The organism is Mycoplasmopsis sturni DSM 22021 (assembly GCF_000701485.1).
GTDB lineage: Bacteria > Bacillota_I > Bacilli_A > Mycoplasmatales > Metamycoplasmataceae > Mycoplasmopsis > Mycoplasmopsis sturni.
In genome coordinates this window covers 36,301-60,416 of record NZ_KL370785.1, presented here as the reverse complement: position 1 = coordinate 60,416, position 24,116 = coordinate 36,301, and the positions used below count along the sequence as shown (strand labels likewise).

Here is a 24,116-nt window from a genome sequence, read left to right as displayed (position 1 = left end):
AGTTAAAAATTATTTAGATCAATTTTGATATTTTTTGTATTATGGGTTGAATTAATGTTTTTTATTTTTTCATTTCGTCATTTCGAGAATTGAAAGGTAAAAATTAAGTAGAGATACCAAAAATTTCAATACCACATTATTGTGTTGTTTAAAAATAACACAAATGAATAGGGTTGAATTTTATTATTGTTATGATGATGTTAAAGGCATAAATGATTATATATGATGTATGAAAATTTCTAATAGAAGATTCTTATATGTTTTTATTTTTATATATATTTTGAAACTTAAATTTTTTTTTTTTTTTTTTTTTTGTAAAATTTTTTTAAAAAAGGAATTAATTTCAATTAATTAATAACATAAATAAAAACATAACAAAAACATAGTAATTTTAAGGAGAAAAATGAAAAAGAATAAAAAAATACTATTACTTTTAAGTTCCTCCACACTAACGGTGTCAGGAGTAACTTTTGTCGCTCTTTCGGCAACACCAAACACTAGTGAACAACAAGAAAATCCAGCTGATAAATGATGGTATATAAGTTATAAAGATAATGAATATTTAAATATTTGAAGAAATAAATCTGAAGCTAACTCAAATAATTTTCCTGTGGATAAATTTCAAACATTTCCTGCTATTAACGGAGAACAAAGAATGTGATTTAATGGAAAATCATTTGCTTATGTTCGTGGACTTGGTTATGAAAAGAACTCAGATCGACAATTAGGAGAAAACAATAAAGTAAAAAACTGGATAAATTTACAAGAAGTAACTTTAGATGGTAATGCCCCAATTGATAACAAAAGTTATACCCATATAAACCAAATTAATGATATTTATAGAGAAAATAATAACAACGCAGTTAAAACACGAAGATGAAAAATAACCGTTAATAATTTCTATTTACCAAATGATTTATCATCAGGAAATGGAGACGGAAACGGAAGTGCATCTATATATGCAATTGGTAGGCCAAATCTTAAGTTTGGATTTTTTATCTCAAAAGATTTAAAAATTAAACCTAACTCTTTAAAGGTTTCTTTAGTTTATAGAAGTAAAGATATAAATACAGGTTACCAAGATAATATTATCTTAAGACAAGATGATGGTTCTGATATCAAAGGAAGAATTTATAATTTTTTAGAAGACTCTAATCAAAAACCTATTATTCCTGATACAAGCATATCAAGACCAAATGATGGTGATTTTAATACTTATAAGAAACTTAATCAAAGTGGAAGTTATTTTTCTGTTCATAAAGAAACTCTTAAATTAAGTGGCAACAATGTTAATGAAATGGGACAGCAAGGTAATGTTGAAAATTTCACAAATCCTAATTATGATGTTTATGGTCCAAATAATTCTAATAGACTTAAACTAGTCAATTGAAGGTATTATGGAGCTAACTTAGAAAATAAAACATATTTTAAAAATACAATTAAGAATATTTTCTATGGAGTAAAAAACAATGGTAATGGGTATGATAACGAATCAAGCGGAAGATCGCTTTCGGTTATTAGAACTTTCCAAAATACTGACTCTGAGCTTTTTAACAAAACTTTTTTGCATGAACAAATTAATAATGCTGGAGCTTTTTTTCAAGGGGAAGTAAGTTTTTGAAGAAACGGTGGAAGTAAAAACTTTTGAGATTCAGACTATGTACCTACTATTATTGTTGATTTTGAAACAGAAAATAATGATGCACTACTTGATGGTGATTTGACTTTATTTAATAACACTAAATCTGGTGTTTTTGCGGCAGCAGCTTTAGAACATGGTTATGGTAATTATGATGAAAATATTAATAAGTCAACCGTAGGAACGGATGCTTTATTCTTTTTTAGAGATGAAAAAAGAGTTTTTTCTTTTGATGTAAATGAAAATGTTTATTCTGAAAATGATACTTTTTCTGATTTTAGATATTTACCAAAAGGGTTGGGATATAGACTTAAATTTGGAAATAAAACTATTGCGGAAATTCCTGCAGAGGTAATTGATAAAGCAAAAGTTTATAACTTTACTGATACTGCAAGTACAGATAAAAAATTGCAAATTAAGTATACAGCTACTGCAAATTTAAATAGTTTAAAAGATAAAAATCAAACAGGAATTGAATTAAAAACCGCAAGAGATTTAAATGATTGACAAAAATATAAAGTAGAAATTATTGAGCCTACCGATTGGCATCTAGCTGATTTCTTTGATTATAGTTCTAATGATCTTTATAAAAATTATTCAACCAGAAGTACTAATGCAAACTCAACTAATAACCCAACTGGTACTTATATTCAAAATACTTCAACTTTATTTAATCCAGACTTTAGATTTAATACCTTTGCTGATTTAAAATGAAGTAAAGCCGGAAGTAAAAAGCTAGAAACAATTAAAGAATTACCTTTTACTAAAAACTTAGAAAACGGACAAACAGGTAATACTTATAGTACTTTAACTTATGGTGCACAAGATGTTTTAAATGCTACTCAAAAAGAAGAAGTTAAAGATGGGATTGCTAATGACTGGACCAAAGAGCATTTTTATACAGGAACAGGTGATAATTTAAGTCGGGTTGATTATTGAGATAAAACAGTTAGAGATATTCGTCAAACTATCCATGATATCAAAGATATTAAACCAAAAGTAGAATTAGCAAAAGATATTGTAAATAATAGATTCAATAAATCTAACTTTACACAGTCAGCATTTGAACAAGCAAATAGTGCACAAACTAAAACACAAGAGCAAATTAATATGCTTGATGCTATTAATTATGCTTTTTCTAGTGAAACTTCTAAAAATAACTTTAAAAATAGTATTAACGGACTTAGAACAAATGAGTTAAATGAAAATTCGAATTTAGAATTTAATAAAGGTGTAGAAACTACTAATTTTGTTACAAATAGTAAACAACAAATAGATACGGCCAAAGAAGCTTTAAATAGTTTAAATAAGAATTCGTATAAAGAAAGTGGTGCTTGAATTGATCAAAATCAAACACCAATTGAGTTTGTTCAAACAAGAATTCAAAAAATTAATGGATTAGATGGAATTTCTGCTAAAACTAAAGAAGCCCTTATTAATAAACTTTTAAGATCAAATAGTAGACAAGAAGCTGATGATTTAATGAAAGCTATTGAAAATGCAAAAAATCTTAAAAATCAATTACAAGAGCTTTATACAAAATACACTCCTGTAACAACTCAACAAAAATATGAACCTTTAAGAAAAAATAGCAATCAAAAATATAATGAGTTTAAAACAGAGTATGATCAAGTTAAAACATTAATAGATCAATTTAATACAAAATACAACTCAAATACAGTTAACGATAGTGAATTAACAACTGCAAAAGTTAATGAGTTAGTTACTAGTTTAAATAATCATTTAGCAGAAAATAGCAATCTTACTAGCAAATACAAAGCACTTAATCAAGATTATGAAGATGCCAAAAGTACCATTGATTCTTTATCTCATTTAAGTACTCAAGACAAAAATGCTGAAAAAGCAAAAATTAGTAATTTACAAAATCAAGATAAATACAAACAATTAGAAAATTTTGACGAAAGACAAAGAGAAATTGCTAAAGTTGTTTCGCGTGCTGAAGTTTTAGATGCAATTAATAATCTTGGTAATAAAATTAGTGAGACAAATAAGAAATATAATTCTTCAACAAAATCTCAAGATGGTACTTATTCTGTAAAGACTGAATTAATTAGTTACTATGATGCTGAGGCTAATAAAAAGACAACAAAAAATGATATTGAATCTCTAAAAAATCGTTTTAAATCGATTTTAGAACCTACATTTAAAAATATTTATCAAAATATTCTTGATGCACATTCTGCAAAAGAAATTAACCAAGCTCAAAAAGATCAACTTATATGAGAATTATTACAAGCATTTAAAGATGATCTTGTTGCTAATCGAAATTCATTTAGTAAAGAATCTGATTTTAATAATAAATTAAACAGTATTAAAACTAAAAATGATGAGCTTAAAAGAAGTTTTGGACAATATGCAAATACCCCTACACATGATAATTTTGTCTTTAATAAGATTAAATATCAAAAAGCTTCTAGTGAATTAAAAACCGCCTTTGATAATGCGGTTGTAGAAGCTTCTAAAGTTTCGGAAGTAGCAATAGAAACACCAAATGATACAAACAAAATCCCACAAAATGTTTATCAGCAAAACTCTAGTTCAACAAACTATTCCGAAAAATATTATGATGCAAATGATATTGAAGCACTTAATGCTAAATTAGTTAAAGCATACAATGATTTAAATGGTGAAGAACTTCAAAGACAGGAAGAGCAACGCATTAGTAATTTAGCTACAAGCCTAAATTTTGATTACGCTAATAAATCAAACAAAATTCCTTATCAAGAATCTGATTTAAGTAAAAATGAACTGACCTTACCTGAGGGTTGAGTTAAATCTGATAATGGGCAAAATTGAACTAATGCAAATCAACAAGCCAAAATTACAAATATTAATTTTGGAAAACCAGATCCAGTAACTGGAATTGTTCCTATAACATATGAAGTGCATTCAACAAAGGATAACTTTACTGAAGTAAAAGCAAATAGTCCACAAGGCAAAAATATTGAAGGATTTGATACAGAAACAAAGCGTTTAGATCGAATTGTAGCCGATGAAAATCAACTTCCTAATTTAGATGATCTTTTTACAGAAGAAGAGAAAAAGAAACTTTCTTCAACAATTTCTGAACAAGAACTAAAAAATAGAATTAATGCAAAATTAAGAGAAAAAAATCTTGATGCTCAAGTTAATGATTTAAGTTTGAATATTAATGAGGCAAATGGTACTATTGAAAATGTATCTTATAAATTAGAATCAACAAAAGTAACAACTCCAAAAGTTGTTTCTAATAATAAAACAGCAGCGAAAACAGTAACTGGATTTAATACCAGAGATCTTGAACAAGCTAGAATAAATAGTATTTCAAGTGCGATCCAGTGAGAATATAATGATAAAGCTTCGGTTATTCCTTATCGTAAGTCAAATTTAGAAACTAACAATTCTCATCTAATACTTCATAATTCACTTTCTAGACAAGGATGAACAACTAACGATAATGGTATAACTTGAGTATCTAGTTCTCAAGAGGCTAAAATTACTAATATTAGTTTTTCAGAGGCAAGCGCAGTAACAGGAACAGTTAAAGTTCTTTTTAGTGTTCAAAGTACTCGTGATGGATTTAGCTCTATTAGCAAATCAAGCGAAAATGTAATTAGTGGTTTTAAAACTGAACAAGAGAGATTAAATGGCTTAATTTCAAATGCACAAAATATCGCTAATTTAGAATCTTTATTTGATAACAAGTCAGATATTAGTGCTCAAAGTGCATCTTTAACATTGGAACAAAAACTTAATGAAAAATTTAGTGGAAATAAGGCAAAAGTAAAAGATATCCATTACCAAGTTGATAATGCAAGTGGACAAATTAATCAAATTACTTATAAATTACAATCAACAATTACTGATTCAGATGTTTCTCTTCAAAACGAAACTAGTGAGAATGCCACAAGCGCTGGGCAAATTACAGGGTTTAAAACAGAAACTCAAGTTCGTAATGAATTAAAAGCACAAGTTGTTAATTTAGATTACAACGGTAAAGCATCAATCATTCCTTACTCAGACAGCGAGTTATCTCTTGAAAATATTTTAGTAACTGAAGGATGAACTAAGGTTCCAAATCAAACTAATACATATCAAAAAGATCATGCAAAATTAACTTTAACTTCAATTCAAAACAAAAACCCAATTGATGGATCAATTGATGTTGCTTATACATTAACTTCAACAAGAGAAAATTTCACAAATATATCAGAGCAATTTACTAAAAAAATCACTGGTTTTGATACTGAACAAAATCGTTTAGACAAGAAAATGGATTCTTTAGATAGTAGTCAAACAATTGCTAATTTACTTACACAAGAAGAAAAATCAAAAGCTCCTTCAGAAATTACAAAAGAGCAAATTGCTCAAAAACTAACTGAGAAAGTTTCTTCTGAATCAATGAAAGTTCTTCCTGAGGATGTTGAATTAACGCCAAACAATTCAAATGGAACGTTAAATGTTAAATATAAACTTTCATCAACAAAAGTAAACCAAGCAAATAATATCCCTGTTAAATCTTCAAAACAAAATGCAGCAAGTGAACAAACTATTTCTAATTTCTGAACAACAGAAAATGAAACTCATAGATTAGAAGAATTAGCAAATCAACTTAGTTTTGATTTTTTAGGAAAAGGTCAAATTATCCCTTATAAAAAAGATCAAGAAAATCTTAATGTTAATAATTTAACTATTGCAGGTTTTGAAAAGCACATTGATGAAGCTTCACAAAAACCTTATTGAGTAAGCACTCAAAATAACGCTAAAATTACGGATATGACTGTTGATTCAGTTGATCCTCAAACTGGAGCAATTAAGTTAAAATACACTATTTCTTCTACTAAAGAAAATTATTCAAATGCTTCTAAAGAAATCCCTGCTTCTGAGCATACTACAATTTCAGGTTTTGATACCGAAGTTAATCGTTTAAACAAAATTCTTGATAATATTTCTAATTTAAATAATTTAACCCTTGCTAACAGATCGAAATTATTTAGCGATGAAGAGCTTGATCAAAAAGCATCAGCTAATAAAGATCATTTAATTGAAAAATTAAATAAATGATTAAGTGATCATGGACATAATGCTGAAATTGACACTGATAGTTTTACATCTGTTGCAAATGATGAAAATGGAAGTTTAGATAATATAGGATTTAAACTTAAATCAAAAATTGAAGGAGCAACAAATGTTGTTTCTTCAAAAGAAAAACAAAACTTACAAATTAACGGATTTAATACAGCAACCAAGGAACAAAACCGTATTTATGAACTTGCTAATGGAATTTCTTGAGATTACCAAGGAAAACAAGACCATGTTTACTATAGTACAAGCGAATTGCAAAAAAACTCACTTGATCAAAAACTTAATGAACAAGGATGAATTAAGCAATCTGATGGAACTTACCAAAAAGCAAGTGAGAAAGCGACTTTAAAAATCCTAGATTTTGTAAGTACAGATCCAAAAACCGGAAATACAAAACTTAGTTTTGAGGTTTCTACAACAAAATTAGGTTTTTCAGATATTAAAAAATCACAAGAAGCTACTATTGATGGATTTAAAACAGAGCAACAAAGACTTAATGGTGTTCTTGATCAATTACCTTTCTTACAAACTCTTTTCAATGGTAAGATTGATAGATCAAAGAAAATTTTTGATGAACAAAATAATGTAACACAAGAATTTCAAAATGAAATTAAGAAAATTGTCAATGATTGGTTAAAGGATCACGGTAAAACTCACGAAAATTCTTACGCAGAAATTGATAATTTAAATGTAGGTAAATTTAACCAAGATACTGGGGAAATTCCAACAATTACCTTTAATCTTAAATCTACTAAAGAAAACTTAATTGATGTACATTCTAAAGATAGAACCGAGCAAAACATTAATGGTTTTAAAACAATTAAAGAAGAACAACAAAGATTAACTCAGCTTGCTCGATCATTAACAATTGATTATCAAACAAATCTTAAAATGCAAAAAGTTCGTTATTCTGCTGATGAATTTAATATTTCAGAACTTAAGCTACCTGATGGTTGAAAACAAGGTCCAAATCCAGGTGAGTGATATAATGAAGGTCAAAACGGAGTTTTAACAAATATCAGATTTAGCGACGTAAATGCTCAAGATGGTACAGTTAAAATTAGTTATGATATTAAAACTCATCAAGGAGATTTCGCTAATACAACTCAAACTAATCCAGTTCCTAATACAATGATTAGCGATTTTGCTACAGAAGCAAATCGTTTAGATTGAATTTTAACTAAGGACCCAAGAAGTAATGGTATTAATGTGCCAAAAATTGATTATGAGGCAAATAGTACAAATACCGTTTTAAATTCAGAAGATAAAAAACACACGGTTGATTGAATTAATTCAAAAGAAGATCAAGATAATCAAAATGCACCTACAAGATTGCTTCAAAAAATTCAACAATGATTTGATAACCAAAATGGAGCTGATGTTAAGGTAGTTAATCTTGAAGCGCAATATGATAATGAAAATGGAACAATTCAAAACATTAAATATAAATTAGAATCAACAAAAACAAATTTAGTTCCAACACAAACGCAACCAAAAATTACTTCTACAAATTACAGTACTTCGCAAAATGCAACTGGTTTTGTAACTGCAAGTCAAGTTAATAAAGAACTTAGTGATGCTTTAGAGAATGTAAAAAATATTCTTGATTATAGTAATAAAGGTTCTACTCCTTATACTGATAATTCAACGCTAGATGAAGCAAACTTATATCAAAGTTTAACATCTAATGGTTGAACAAAAGAAGAAGATTCTTCTGGAAAAATTACATTTGTTAAAGATCATACAAGACTTGAATTTGTTAATCCAAGTGGCTCAAATAAACCTTTTAGTAATTCAAATCCTATTGGAGAACCAAGTACAAATCCAGCTGATAATTCATCTTCAACAAATGTTGGCTTCAAAATTACTTCTGAATGGCCAGATTTTAAAGACCAAGATGATTTTGTAAAAAATGACAATAAAAAATTAACTGGATTTGTAACTGAAAAACAACGTTTAAATGAGTTGTTAAAACAATTAATCCGTGGTGATACAATTAATGACTTAATTGATAATAAATCAGATAAATTAGTTAAAGATATTACAGAGCAAATGATTGTAGAGGCTTTAAATCAAGAATTAGCTAAATTAAATAATGGACATCCTGATGCAAGCATTAAAGCAGAAAATATTACTCTGACAAAAAATTCTAAAGACGGAACTATTGATGTACAGTTTAAACTTTCTTCAACGGTAAATGGGTTAACCCAAGATTCAGATAATAACAACCAATTAAAAGCAAAAAACCCACAAATTACCAATAATAATCAAATTAGTGGATTTAAAACTAATTACACACATGTTATTGAACAATTTAAAACTCACGGATTTAAAGATGCTGCAAGTGTTGTCTTTAAAGATGATTCGGTAAAAGCAACAATAACAGCTAACCAAGAGCAAACCCAAGATCCAAATCAATATACTTTAAATATTAAAGATTCAATTAAAGATGCTCATTCAGAAATTTCAGCTAATTGAGTAGTTATTACTCCTGAAAGTATTGAAGGTCATTTATATTCACAATACCAACAATACTTACCAAAAGTTGTTGCTCATGATGAAATTAATGGTCGAACAATTGTTGCTTATTATTTAATTGATAAAGACGAAGATCACGCTAATGGTGATAATTTATTACCAGTATCGCAAAAATTCTATGCAACAGTGAGTGATTTCCAAACAGAGCACCAAAGACTTGAAAGTCTTAAAAATCTTGTTAAAGATAGCATTCATAATGTTAAAACTTCAGAGCAAAGAAGACCATATCTTCCTACAGATACAACAAATATACCTAATAGCGATATTGGTTTCCAAGATACTCAAGAAACATTAAATAAAACACCAAATTATGTTCAACCACAAATGAAAGAGTATATTAGAGATAATACACATGGAACTATTACAGTTACGCATACTTACCAAACAAATAAAGAAAATAGCATGTTATATGGCATTAAAGATGCTGAATTATCTAATACTCAAGATAAAAGTAGCATGCTTTCTCAATTAGGTTTCGAAAACCTAAGTGATGAACAAATTAATGCTAAAAAACAAAGTGATCTTGTTATAATTGATACTACAAAAGTGGTATTTGACAATTACAAAACATATTTAGAAGTGCTAACAGAAAAAGTTAATGAAATAAAAAATATATTAAACTTGCCAAATGATACTCTTGAAGCAGCTCGAACAAATAATAATTATTGATCACAAGATGAAAAAGCAAACTACATCAAGCAATTAGAAGAACAAATTCAACAATTTAAAGACAACACTGCAAATCAAGAAAACACAATTGAGCAAAATGATCAATTCTACCACCAAGCAGATCAAGCAATTGATGCTATTCAGTTAGATTTAAATAACGTTAATACTCAAAAGAAAGAAGCTTTTGAAAGTATTGATAATTTAAATTACTTAAATGACAAACAAAAACAAGAACGTCAAAAAGAAATTCTTCATTCTAACCAAAAAGAAGTTCCAAATTCAACCAATGCATCAACTCAGTCAATTGTAGACAAGGCCATCATTTTAAATAATGCAATGGATCAATTACATAGAATTGTCGATGCTGATTCTATTTTAAAAAGAAATAGAAATTACAATAAAATTCCAAATTCAGTTAGAGAACTTTACGAAAATTTAATTAATAACGCTAAGGATCTTGAAGCAAATAAATCTTCAGTTAATGGAATTGAACATTATGCTTGAAATAAAGCGACAAATAGTCCAAATTCTCAAGATAATGTTTCTCTTCCTCAAGCTTCTGAAGATGATACACATGCTGATTGAAGTGCGGATCAAGTTAAAGGGTTAACCCAGTTGCTTAATGATGTAAAAAATGAAATTTTGAAAAATCTTAATAAATTAGATTATGTTAAACAACAAATCGATGAGATGTCATATCTTTCTGATGAAGAAAAAGAAGCTTTAAAAGCTCGCGCTGATAATCCAGATAAAACTTCAAATAATGAAATTAATGATTATAATAATGTGCTTAATAAAGCAGAAGAAATCAATAAGAAAAAAGAAGACTTATACAATGAAGTAAGTGCAAATCCAGCTATGGATCATACTTATGAATATTTAAATAATTCACAAAAAGATCAAGTTAGAACTGATATTGTCAAATCAATCCTTGAAGATGATTCGCCAGATTCAATTACTCAAGAGGCTCAAAGCAAAATTCAAGAAGGTCAACAAGTTGAAAACTACTTAGAAGTTGAACAACGTGCTACAGATCTTAATAATTCAATGAAAGAGCTGTATGAACATTTAAATGAAGATCAATCAATTAAAAATGATCTTTCAAAATATGGTGATGCTACTGAGGGAACCAAATCTATTTATGATGAGTTAATTGATATTGCAAATAAAATAAAAGAAAATCAATATGATCAAGATTCAATTAATATTCCTGGATGAAATTCAGGAGTGCAAAAACCATCGGATAATAATTGAAATAAAGAACAAATTGATCAGTTAAATAATTTAATAGATCAAACACTTGAAAAATTAAAATCTGAATCAAGTTTCAAAAATAATCCATATCTTTCAAAAGAAGAGCAAGATCAGCTTTATGAAAATGTTAAAAATGCTACTTCAATTGAAGAGATTCAAAAGCAAGTTGAAATTGCTAATCGTATTAAAGAAACTAAAAAAGATTTAATTAACAATCTTGATCAAAATTATCCTCATTTAAATCAAGATCAAAAAGATGCTATTACTCAAGAAATTATTAATTCAATTATTCCAAACACCCCAATTTATCAAGGTATTAAAGATTCAAAACCTGAATTAGAAACACCACAACAAGTAACTGATCGGGCTCATGATCTTGATCAATCAATGGAAAGCAACCAACAACTTGTTGCAGATCAGCAACAAATTCATAGTGAAGCTAAATACAAAAATGCACCGAAAAAATTCAAAGATCTTTATGATCAAGCAATTAATGCTTCTAAAGCTCTTCAAAAAAATAGAAGTGACATTGCTTCAACTAACAATAATATTGAAGATCTTTGAGATTCTAGCGTAACTAAACCTGAAAATTCAAATGCACAAGCAAATGATCATAAAGCAAATTGAACCAAAGCACAAGTAGATCAAATTAATACAATTATTAATGATTTACTTGAACAAATGGAACAATTTAAAGGTCAAATAAGCGGACTTCAAGATAAAATTGATGAGCTAGAATATTTATCAAAAGAAGAAAAAGATAAGTTTAAAAATCAACTAGAAAATACCGAAAATCCAGAAGATGCCGATAAAATTTGAGAGCAAGCTCAAAAAGATAATCAAGCTAAAAAAGATGTTGTGAATTCAATTTTAGAAAACCAAGATCTTAATAAAGATCAAAAAGAACACTTTAAAGATCAAATTACAAAAACTCCACTTCATGATGATGAACTTTCTGAAAATCAATCATCAATTACTGACTTGCAAGATCAAGCAAAAGATCTTAATGATAAAATGAATGAGTTAAAAGAAATTATCGATACTACTTCACAACTTACCAAAGAATCAGCCTTTGAAGAAAATGCTTCAAAAGAAGCTCAAAATGCTTTTGAAAAAGCAATTCAAGATGGGCTTGATACAATCAATGGTAAAGCAATCAATGATAATACGGATGCAAACCTTAATAAAGATCAAATTCAAGACTTAATTGATAAAATCAAGTCAGAACACGACCGTGTAATTGATGATATTATTGATAATTTAGATGGACTTATTGAATCTGAAAAACCACAAATTAAAGAAGATATTCATAATCAAGTTAGTGAAAAAGATATTTTAACTGAACTTGCTAAAGCCAAAGATATTTCAGATTCAGTTAACGAACTTATTGATAAAGCGAACCAATACTTTAATAGCAATAATCCAAAATTAATTGATGATATTAACGATTTAGCTAAACATCTTGATGATTTAGAAGTTAAAACCAAGGACTTTATTCAAACCAAAGATGCTATTGGACAATATCATGATCTAGTTAGTGCTCTTGAACAATATCGAAATTCTTCAATTGAAGATCCTAATTACCAAGAAATTAAAGAAAAATTAGAGAAAAAAATCAAAGACATTAAGTTTTTAAATCCTTCTCAATATCCAAAACTTAATGACTTAATTAACCAAATTAATTCTTCGCTTAAAAAATACCAAGCTCAAGGTGAAGATGAAATGGCTTTAGTTGAAGCTTTAAGAGCAGCCCAAAAAGAACACTTTAATAAATTTATTGATGATCTTAATAAGCGTGGCGATTTTAATAAGTACAATGATTTTGCAAAAACATTAAATGAAATTCAATACTTTGGAAAAATTTTAGCAGGACGTGCTGATGATAATCAATTATTGCAAAGTATTTGGAGTGAACTCTCAAAACTTAAATTTGATAATATTTCAAATGTTTTAGAAAGTGCTTTAATGAAAAACTTTAACGAACTTAGAATTGCATATGAAAATATGGGATTTTTATGATGAATCTTTTTAGCTACTAATTCATCTTTAGTTTTAGCGATTATTATTGCGCTTGCTAAAAGGAAAAATAAAAAATAAAAGATAAAAAATACACCAAATAAGGTGTATTTTTATTATTTATTTAAAATAATTTATTTTTTTCTAAATTTTGTTACAAAATAAGATACTTTATTTCTTTTTGTGTAGAATTGAAGTGTTAATGAAACAATATAATATTTTTAAAAATATAACGAGGATTTTATGAAAAAGAATAAAAAAATTTTGTTACTTTTAAGTTCTTCTACACTAACTACAACAGGAATGGCTTTTGTAGCTATTTCGGGAACACCAAGCGAGGAAGTTAAAGAAGATAATCCAAGAGATAAGTGATGATTTTCTAGATATAAAGAAAATGAATACTTAAATATTTGAAAAAATAAAAAACAAGAAAATTCTAATAATCTACCTATAAATGATTTTAAAACTTTTAAGGATGTTGTTAAAGAACAAAGAATTTGATTTAATGGAAAAACTTTTTCTAGTTATCGAGGTATTACTCAGACAAACTCAGATTTTGAACTTGATTTGGACAGTAAAGTAAAAAATTGAGTTAATGTTCAAGAAGTGAATTTAGACGGGAATTCTCCTGTTACTAATCATTCTGCAAATATCGAAAGATTAAACAAGATTTATCGAGACAATGATAGCGAGCAAGATAAAACAAGAAGATGAAAAATTACTTTTAATAACTATTATCTTCCCAAAGATTTATCAACAAGAAAAGGAGGTGGTAATTCTAATGCAGATATTTATGCTATTGGTAGACCTAACCTTAAATTTGGATTCTTTTTATCAAGTGATTTAAAGATTAAACCTAATTCATTAAAAATTTCAATTATTTACCGGAAAAAAGAATTAAGCCAAAATTATTCGGATTCTACATTAGTGAAACAACCAGATGGTGAATTTATTAATGGAAGAATTTATAATTTTTTGGAAGACAAAAAAGAACTTCCGATTATATCTGATAATTCGATATCAAGACCTAATGATGGAAATATTAATACTTATAAAAATTTAAATAAAAATAATACTTTTAAAGTTTACAATGAAGTTCTGAAATTAAATAGTAATAATATAGATCAAATGTCTCTGCAAGGTAATTTAGAAAATTTTACTAATACAAATTATAATGTTTACGGGGATGATGATAATAATAACTCAAATTATTTCAAACTAGTTAATTGAAGATATTATGGAGCTAACTTAGAAAATAAAACATATTTTAAAGAAACTATAAAAAATATTTTTTTAGGTGATAAATGAAATCAAGATGGATATGGTTCAGGAGGAGGTCGTTCTCTTTCTGCTATAAGGACTTTCAAAAATACAGAATTAGATTTTTATAGACAAACTTTATTAAATCAAAGTCTAGATAATGCTGGAGCATTTTTTCAAGGAGAAATAAGTTTTTGAAAAAGAGGCTCAACTAAGAATTTTTGAGATGCTGAATATGTACCAACTATTGTTGTTGATTTTGAAACCGAAAATAATAGTGTTTTTTTAGATAATTGACTTCCTCTAGTTGATAATAATGATTCGGGAGTTTTTGCAGCAGCGGCATTAGAGCATGGTTATGGTTATGATGATCAAAATATTTATAAGTCAACGGTGGGTACTGATGCATTATTTTACACAAGAGATAGTAATAGAGTTTTTTCGTTTGATGTAACAGAGAATGTTTATTCAGAAAAGGATGCTTTTGCTAATTTTAGGTATTTGCCAAAGGGCTTAGGATATAGAATTAAATTTGGAGATAAAACTATTGCAGAAATTCCTGCAGAAGCAATTGATAAAGCAAAAGTTTATGATTTTACAAATGAATCTATCTCAAATAAAAAACTAAAAATTAAGTATACAGCCGTAACTAACTTTAGTTCCTGAGTTAACGAAAATGAAACTAGTTTACATTTATCAAAAACTAGTGATTTAAATGACTGAAAGAATTATAAAGTTGAAATTATTGAACCTAATAATTGAAAATTAAAAGATTTTTTTGATTATGATATTTTAAAAAATTATAAAGATTATAAAGTTAGAGATAAAAATGAATCAACAATAAATAAAGCATCAGGAACTTATATTGAAAATATATCTGAATTATTTAATACTCAATTTACATTTAGCACAATCTCTGATTTAAAATGAAGCAAAGCCGGAAGTAAAAAATTAGAAACAATCAAAGAACTCCCATTTAATGTTAACCCAAGTTCTAATCAATCAGGTGATACTTATCAAAATTTAAATTATGGCATTAATGATATGCTAAATGAGCAACAAAAAAATGCAATTAGAGACGCCGTTGGTAATGATTGGAACAAAGAACACTTCTATTCTGGGACCTTACAAAGTCCACAAAGAGTTGAGTTTTGAGATAAAAAAGTTAGAGATATTAGGCAAACTATTCATGATATTAAAACAATTAAATTAGAAATAGAAGATGCTAAAAAAATTGTTGAAGGGAAATTTGATAAATCAAAATTTACTAAAGAAACCTTAGAAGAAGCAAGAAAATCTGTGAATAAAACACAAGATCAAATTAATATGATTCGAGCAGTTAATTATGCTTTTTCTAGTGAACATTCTAAAAATACTTTTAAAAATAGTGTTAACGGATTAAAGACTAATGATTTAAACGAAAATTCTAACTTAAATTTTAATGATAAAGGTGTAGAGACATCTAGTTTTGTATCTTCAACAAAAACAAAAATCGATCATATTAAAAATACTTTAAATAGCTTAGAAAACCAATCCTACAAAGAAAATAATGCTTTAATTAATAACGAAGAAAATGCCCTTGAATTTATTGAATCAAGAATTTCCCGGATTAATAATTTAAACGGAATTTCAACAATAACAAAAGAAGCCATTATTAATAAAATAATAAAATTAGATAATAGAAATGATGTTGATGTCTTAATTCAATCTATTGAAAATGTTAAAAATGCTAGCATTCAATTAAAACATATCTATGATAAATATGATGCTGTCGTAAAAGAACCTAAATATGAATCTTTAAGAAAAGATAATAACCAAAAATATACAGAATTTAAACAAAAACACGATCAAATTAGCAATCTTTTAGATGAATTTCAACAAAATTATGATTCTAATAGCGTTCAATATGATAAATTAATTCTCAATGAAATTAATAAATTATTGAATAATTTAAATTCTCACTTATTAAATAATAATGATCTTGAGCAAAGTTATAAGCTATTTAATCAAGATTTTGAAGATGCTAAAAAAACTATTGATAATTTAGCTAACTTAAGCAATCACGAAAAAAATGCCAAAAAAGCAAAAATTAATAATTTACAAAGACAAGATGAATATAGACAATTAGAAAATTTTGATCAAAGACAAACAGAAATTGCTAAAGTTATTTTTGGTGCTGAAGTTTTAGATGTAATTAATAGCATAGGAAATAATATCGATAATTCAAATAACAAATATAATTCTTCAAAAAATAAAGACGGAACTTATAATTTAAAAACTGAGTTATTAAAATATTACGAAGAGAATTTGCAAAACAAAAACATCAAAACTAATATTGAGAGCTTAAAAAATAAGTTTAAAAGAATATTGAACAATGAATTCAAAGATCTTTATCAAAAAATTCTAGGAGCTAATTCTAAAAAAGAAATCAATCAAGCGCAAAAAGATCAACTTATATGAGAACTAGCGGAATTCTTTAAAAAAGATTTTGAAGATAGTCAAAATTCATTTACTAAAATAGCTCAACTAACTAATAAGTTAGATGAAATCAAAAATCAAAACTCTCAACTTAAATCTAATTTTGAAAAATATGCCAAAAATACATCAGATTTAAAATTTGTTTTTAATAAGGCAAAATATACGCAAGCGTCTACTAATTTAAAAGAAAGTTTTGATAATGTAGTTATAAAAGTTTCAAAAGTACTTGAGATAGCGGTCCAAAAACCTGACAACCTAAACAAAATACCTCAATCAATTTATAATAGAAATTCTAATTCAACAGATTATTTTGAAAAATATTATGATTCTAATGATGTAGCAAATCTTAATAATGAGTTGATAAGTGCTTATAATTCACTCAATGGTAATTTATTAAGAGATAAATTAATTGAAGATATTAGTAATGTTAAAAATCAAAATCTTTTTAATCTTTTAACACAAAAAGATATTAGTGATTATATTTCTAATATTTCAAATAATGATAATTTTTTAAACGAAAATAATTTTGAAAATACTAAAATTGATCAGTACTATAGGCAAGTTTTTGATGAATTGCTTAAAAATAAATTTGAAAAACAAGTTAATGATAATGATAATTTATCACCTAGTGATAAAGAATTTCTAAAAGAAAAATTCAACAGAGACCTAAACTTAAAATTGACTAATTTAAATAATGCGATATCAGCAGTTAGTGAGTTCAAAAGTATCAACAATTATTATACTGCAATTTTAAATGATCTTAAAAATTCTTTAAAATATCAAGATCTTTCTGAAGAACAAAAAACATCACTAATAAATTCTATTAAAAATATTAACTCAAAAACTAGTGCTGATGCAATGCCGTCATTTAACAAATTAAATGAATTTAAAAATAATAATATAAATAAGTTAGTTAATTTAGTTAAATCAATTAAAAAACTTGTAAAAAATGTTTTGAGAGAAACAAAATTTAATCAAATAGATCAAAAAGAGATTTTTTCAAAAGCTGATGATAATCTTAAACATAATTTGACAGAAGCTTTTTATTCTCTCAATTCACCTGCATTTTCTAAAAATATTGATGTTAATTCATTAAAAAATGATTATGATAAATTAAATAGTGCTTTCAATGATTTGAATGGGCTTAATAATAAATTAAAAGAAGAAGTATTAAAAATTGATAGAAAAATAAAAGATTTATTTTCAGAAAATGAATGAAAAATAATTTCAGAAAACCCTATTCAAATAATTAAAAATGATAATGAATATCAAAAACAATACAATTTATTGTTCGCAAAATTGAAAACTGAAGTTGATAAAAAATTAAAAGCTAAACCAAATTTAAATAAATCACAAAAAAATGGTATATCAAGAGATTTAAGTAATATTAATTTTGATAATTTTAATGACATAATTAGTGTTATTGAAGAAAAAAATCAACTTAGTGAAGAAATGGCGAACTTAAAAGAAGTAATTAATTTAGCCAAAGAAACCAAAAATATCTTTAATATCCGTTGAAATGATCTTGCAAATAGTGATAAAACTATTTTTGAATCAGAACTAGCTAATGCCAAAGCCTATAATCCTGAATTGAATTTTCAAAATGGAATTAATGGTAATATCACTGTAATAAGGAACCAAATTCAAAAATTACAAGAAGCAATTAGTAAATTAAAAAATGCTGATTTAAAAGCGCAAATTAAAGAAAAATTAAACTTAATTGACTTTAGTTCATCCATTCAGTTAAAAGAATTTAAAAATAATACTCTTGAATATATTAATCAAAAACATAGTGCTCAAGAATTAAATGATAAATTAGCAGAAATACAAAGAGAAATAAATAAAGATGAACTTCAAAATATTTTAAATGAAGCTCTTGAAATTAGTTCTCCTAATTCAAAGCTTTCAAATGCTATTCAAAATGCAACTAATGCATTAACTAATTTACAGTTTAAATCTCAAGCGGATTTTAATGATTTTAAAGACCTAATTAATGAAGCTATAAAATTTGATCAATTAGAAAAATATATTAAAGAGGCAGCGAGGACAAGAGAAAAAAGTAATAAATTAATAGAAGCAATTAAAAAGTCCCAAGAAGCTATCGAGTCAAATAATATATTTGAAATACAAAAATCAATACAAAAATTAGAAGATATCTTTAAAAAAGAAGACCTTAATAAAGAACTTGATAAAGCAAAGCAAATTGCTAATAAAAATAAATTTGAAACATTAGAAAAAGCCATTAAAAGTGCCGATAAAATTTCTTTAAAACCAAATGCTACCACAGAAGAGATTAAACTAGCTAAAGATAAACTTTTACAAGAAATTAATCAAGCCCAAGATCTTAGTGAATCCAAAAAAGAGTTAGAATTTAAATTACAAAATAATGATGATTTAAAAAATTCGAAAAACGAAAATATCCAAAATCTTTATAATAACTCAAAAACAATACTTGATAATGCAAATTCCACAAAAGAGGAAATTCAAGCTGGGATTCAAAAAATAGAAGGTGCCAGAAAAATTGATCAGCTTATAAAAATAATTTCAGAGGTAGAAAGTATTCAAAATATGAGCTCTACACTTAGTAAGGTCATTCAAGATGTCAAAAGTTCAATTAACTTTAATGATACCAACCAAGTTGAAAAAATAATTAATAATTTAGTTGATTTAAAAAGGAAAGAATCACTTAATAAAGAACTAGATAAAAGTAATGGAATAAATCAAGCAAATCAAAGTGATAAATTAAAAAATGCTATTAAAGAGGCTAAAGAAGTTATTAAAAACCCAGATGTAACTTTAGAACAAGTTAAAAACACTAAGAACAAACTTTATCTTGAAAGAAACAAAAATAATGAACTTTATAAAATTAAAGAAGAACTTCATAATGAATTAATTAAAAATAGCAATTTCTCAACATTGAATAATAAAAAAATTCAGGATGCCTATAAAATTGCGCAAGAGGTATTTAATAATTCTAATGTTTCTAAACAAGAAGTTCAACAAGCTATTAAAAACTTAGAAAATGCTAAAAAAATAAATCAACTTGAAAAAGAAATTAATCAAGCCAAAAATACCTATAATCCTAGCACCAAATTTATTATGATAATTAATCAAACTAAAGATCTTCTAAATTCTAAAGATCTTTCTCAATTAGAGCAAGCTATTGCTAATTTGAATAATGCACAAGCTAAGGAAGAGTTAAATAAAGAACTTGATAAGGTAAATAATTTTAGCGAAGAAGAAAAAGGTGACATTCTAAAAGACGCAATAGAAGAAGCCCATAGAGTTTCTAATAATTTAATTTCTTCACAAGAAGAAGTTCATGAGACAATCCGAAAATTAAAATATGCTCAGAAAGTTAATTTACTTGAAAAATTAATCCAAAAAGCAGAAAAAATAAATAATTTGAGTACAAAACTTACCCAAGAAATAACTAAAGCCAAAGAAGCTTCAATATCAAATAATATAGTTCAAGTAGAGTGGTTTATTGTTTCATTGGATGATGCCATTAAAAAAGAAGCACTTAATAAAGAACTTGAATATGTTAATGAAATTTTTGAATGAAATAAAAGTACTTCATTAAAAGAAGCAATAGAAAATGCTAATCAGATTGTTCAAAAAATAAATGCTACTATAGAAGAAGTCAATCTAGCAAAAGAACAAATCATACAACAAAAAAGCAAAACTAATGAATTAATTAAATTTAAACAAGAACTTAAAAATCAACTTAACAACAATAATGATTTATTTGTTTCAGATAATAAAATAATTCAAGATACATATAAGAAAGCTCAAAATATTGTTAATAACCCAAACATTTCAAAGGAAGAAGTTAAGCAAGCAATTAAGAACCTTGAAGATTTAGAAAATCTTGACCACTTAGACTATATAATTAGTCAAGTTGATAAAAAGAATGATCCTAGCATTAAGTTAAGAGAAGTTGTTGATAATGCTAAAAAAGCATTGGAATCAAATAATTCATTAGTATTTACCCAACTAATTATAAATTTAAATGATTCTCTTAAAAAAGAAGAACTCAATAAAGAACTCGAAAAAGCAAATAATCTTGTTGAAAAAAATAAAAATAATGTTTTAAAAACCTTAATAGAAGAGGCCACAAGAATTAGTCAAAATCCAAATGCTACTTTTTCAGAAATTAAAAATATTGCAGATAAATTAGTAGCTGAAAATAATAAAACACAAGATTTTGATGAAGCCAAAAAAGAATTGGGATCAAAATTAGAGAATTTTCAGGAATTACAAAATTTTGCTAATGTAAATATTCAAAATATTTATAGACAATCACAAGATATCTTTAATAAATCAAATGTTTTAAAAGAAGAGTTTCAACAAGCAACTAAAAACTTAAAAAATGCTAAAAAAGCTTATGAACTTCAACGATCAATTGAAGAAGCAATTGATAAAATCAAAAATCCAAGTGATAAATTAACAGAAGTAATTCTAAAAGCTAAACAAGCAGTTAATTTAAATGATTTAACTAAAATTATACAAGCAAGTGAAGAGTTTTTAGATGCAAGAAATAAAGAACGGCTTAATAAAGAACTTGAAAAAGCAAATAATCTTCCTGAAAAAGATAAAAATAATACTTTAAAAAACTTGATAGAAGTAGCTAAAATAATTAGTCAAAATCCAAATGCGACTTGAGTTCAAATTAAAGAAGTAAAAGATAAGCTTGCTCAAGAAAATAGGAAAATTCAATATAGTAAAAAAACTCAAGATGAAATCAATAAAGAAGAAGCTACTAACTATTTAATTGCAGATTTTATTGAGCAAGCACAAATATATTTAAATCAAAATGATAATAATTTAAAAAGAACTTGAACAAAATTATTTGAAAGCATCGATAAGTTAGACGTTGATAATCATGATTTTAACTATATTAAAGATTCGATTGAGAAATATCACTTATTAGATAAATTATTAAATGAGTATTATTCTTCAAATATAGACGATTCAGTTCATGAGGAAACTAAAAAGAAAATACAAAAAGTGATTAATTCAATTGAATTATTAGAGTCTAATAATTATCCACAATTAGATCAATTGATTCATCAAATTAATTATAAAATTAAAGACTTTAAAAATCGAAGTATAGATGAAATGCGATTAATTGATGGATTATTAAAATTAAATCAAGAAGAATTTGACAAAAATATTCAGAAACTTCATCAAAATAATCCGAGTTTTAAAATCTATAATAAATTAGGTAATATTTTAAAAGAACTTGGATATTTTAATAAAGAGAATAAAAATAATGAAAATAATCAACTAATCCAAGAGATCCAAAGGAAATTTACCAAAGAAGAATTTGATAATTTACCAAATGTTGTTAAAAGCATATTGGGTAAAAATTTAGTCACAAAAAATTCTTCAAATAATAAATTGCATCTTTTATGATTAATTACTCTACCAATAGGTTTAGGAATAATTATTTTAATTTCTGTTGTGTTATTTAAAAAGTATAAAAAATAATTAGTACACTTAATGGTTTAATTGATTTTTTACCTTTTGAAAGACGTGAGCTAAAAAGCTCGCGTTTTTTATTTTCAAAGCAAACTTTTAAATTAAATTAATTTAATTTTACAAGAAGTTGCAGGTAAATAAATTTATTTGATTAAATTAATAAATATGTTTTATTATGAAATCAAAAAACACCAGAAAACCTTCTGGTGTTTTGGTTATTTCTTAGCTTGAAAATCAATCATAATAGGCGCATGGTCGCTTAAACCAATTCTTATCATTCTAAAATCTGTAGGGTTTTTATCATCAGGATTTGTTGATTTTTGATAATCACGAATATAACGCTTTTTCATTTCTTCACGATTTAATAATTGATTATTAAATGCTTTAGCAATATCAATTTTAAAGTATCCATCAGGGTCTTCTTTTTGATCTAAAAAATCCAAATTATCTTCGCTAAAGATTCATTTATCATATCCATTTACATATGGGTATTTTTTAGGATTTCTTTTAAAAGAATCTACTGTAGTAAGTGAAGTTAAAAACTTTTCTTTCTTTGCCTCAGAAGCTGGATAATAGTTATTTAAGTTCCCAATTTCAGCAATGTAATCAAATGAAGAAGCTGCTGAAGCATTAATATTAGTATCTCCACCGAAAATGATATTATTTGAATTTGATATCCCTTTAAAAAACATAAAAGCTTCAGGTAAGTTTATAACTTCTTGCAATTCTTTAGAACCGACGTTATTAATTTTATAAGTTTTTTGAGGAGATTTTAATTCTCCTTTGCTGATGTTGTATTCATTATTTGAAGCTGATGGAGAATCTAAATGACCAAAAAACGTGGTGAAAAATTTTGTTTTAGACTTACTGTTAATAATTTGAAACTCAATTCCAAATAGAGGTCTTACATATTCATCATTCTCGCTAGATAATTTATATACACTATTGCTTTCTTGAAGTTTGTAATTATGTTTGTATGATTCTCCTATGTTTCCGTTTTTAAATTTAGAAGGTTTGACTTTATTTTTATCGTAAATTATTGCAATACTTTCTTTACTTTTAGGATAAATGCTGGAAGTTGCTTCTTTTGGGTCTTGAACAATATAATCAAAGGTATTTGGTTTAATTTTATTCATAGCATCAACAATGAGTTTTACTTTTTTAGTATCTCCATTGTTAATTTCGGTTAATCCCATTACGGTTGCGTTTGAAGAAACTAATATTTGTGCAATTCCAACTACTTTAAAAGAATTAAAGACATGTTTTGACCCGCCAAAATTAAGTACATTTCAATGTAATATTCGATAATGATTTGTTTTAAGTTCATAAGACTTTATTTGTTCATAAACTGTTTTATCATTACTAACATTAGTTTGGCTATTTTTGGCTTTTCTTTGGTATAAGGAATACCCAACCCCCGCTGCAGCACCTAGAACAATTATGGAGCTACCTAATAGTGATATTTTTCATTTCTTGCTTTTTGGTGATTTTTTAGACTTCATAAAAGACTCCTTAATTTTAATTATTTTAGCAAATTAAATAATATGATCTAATGTTTAATTAAAGAACTCAAGACATAATTAGTAATTTATAAACAATTTAAATGCTTTTAAAAAAAGCTTTCGTTGCATTTTTAATTAGATATTTAACTAAATATTTTTTTGTTTATTTTTTATCTTTGTTTTTAAAAAAT

Annotated in this window: 3 protein-coding genes; 2 read left to right on the top strand and 1 reads right to left on the bottom strand. The window is 26.2% G+C overall.

All coding sequences use genetic code 4. From position 1 onward, the window contains the following. The first annotated feature begins 403 nt into the window (after nucleotides 1-403). Together Q349_RS01890 and Q349_RS01885 are read left to right on the top strand one after the other, a co-directional pair. Nucleotides 404-13,282 (top strand): hypothetical protein, encoded by a 12,879-nt coding sequence (locus tag Q349_RS01890; protein WP_036464482.1) that lies wholly within the window; start codon nucleotides 404-406, stop codon nucleotides 13,280-13,282. Between the two features lie 162 nt (nucleotides 13,283-13,444). Next, the gene (locus tag Q349_RS01885; protein ID WP_036464479.1) at nucleotides 13,445-22,432 is read left to right on the top strand and encodes a hypothetical protein; all 8,988 of its coding nucleotides are present in this window, start codon (nucleotides 13,445-13,447) and stop codon (nucleotides 22,430-22,432) included. A 206-nt stretch (nucleotides 22,433-22,638) separates the two neighbouring features. Here the strand turns inward: Q349_RS01885 and Q349_RS01880 are convergent, their stop codons facing one another. After that, entirely contained in the window at nucleotides 22,639-23,925 is a 1,287-nt protein-coding gene (locus Q349_RS01880; RefSeq protein WP_036464476.1) for an MnuA family membrane nuclease, read from the bottom strand. Between the last annotated feature and the right edge of the window lie 191 nt (nucleotides 23,926-24,116).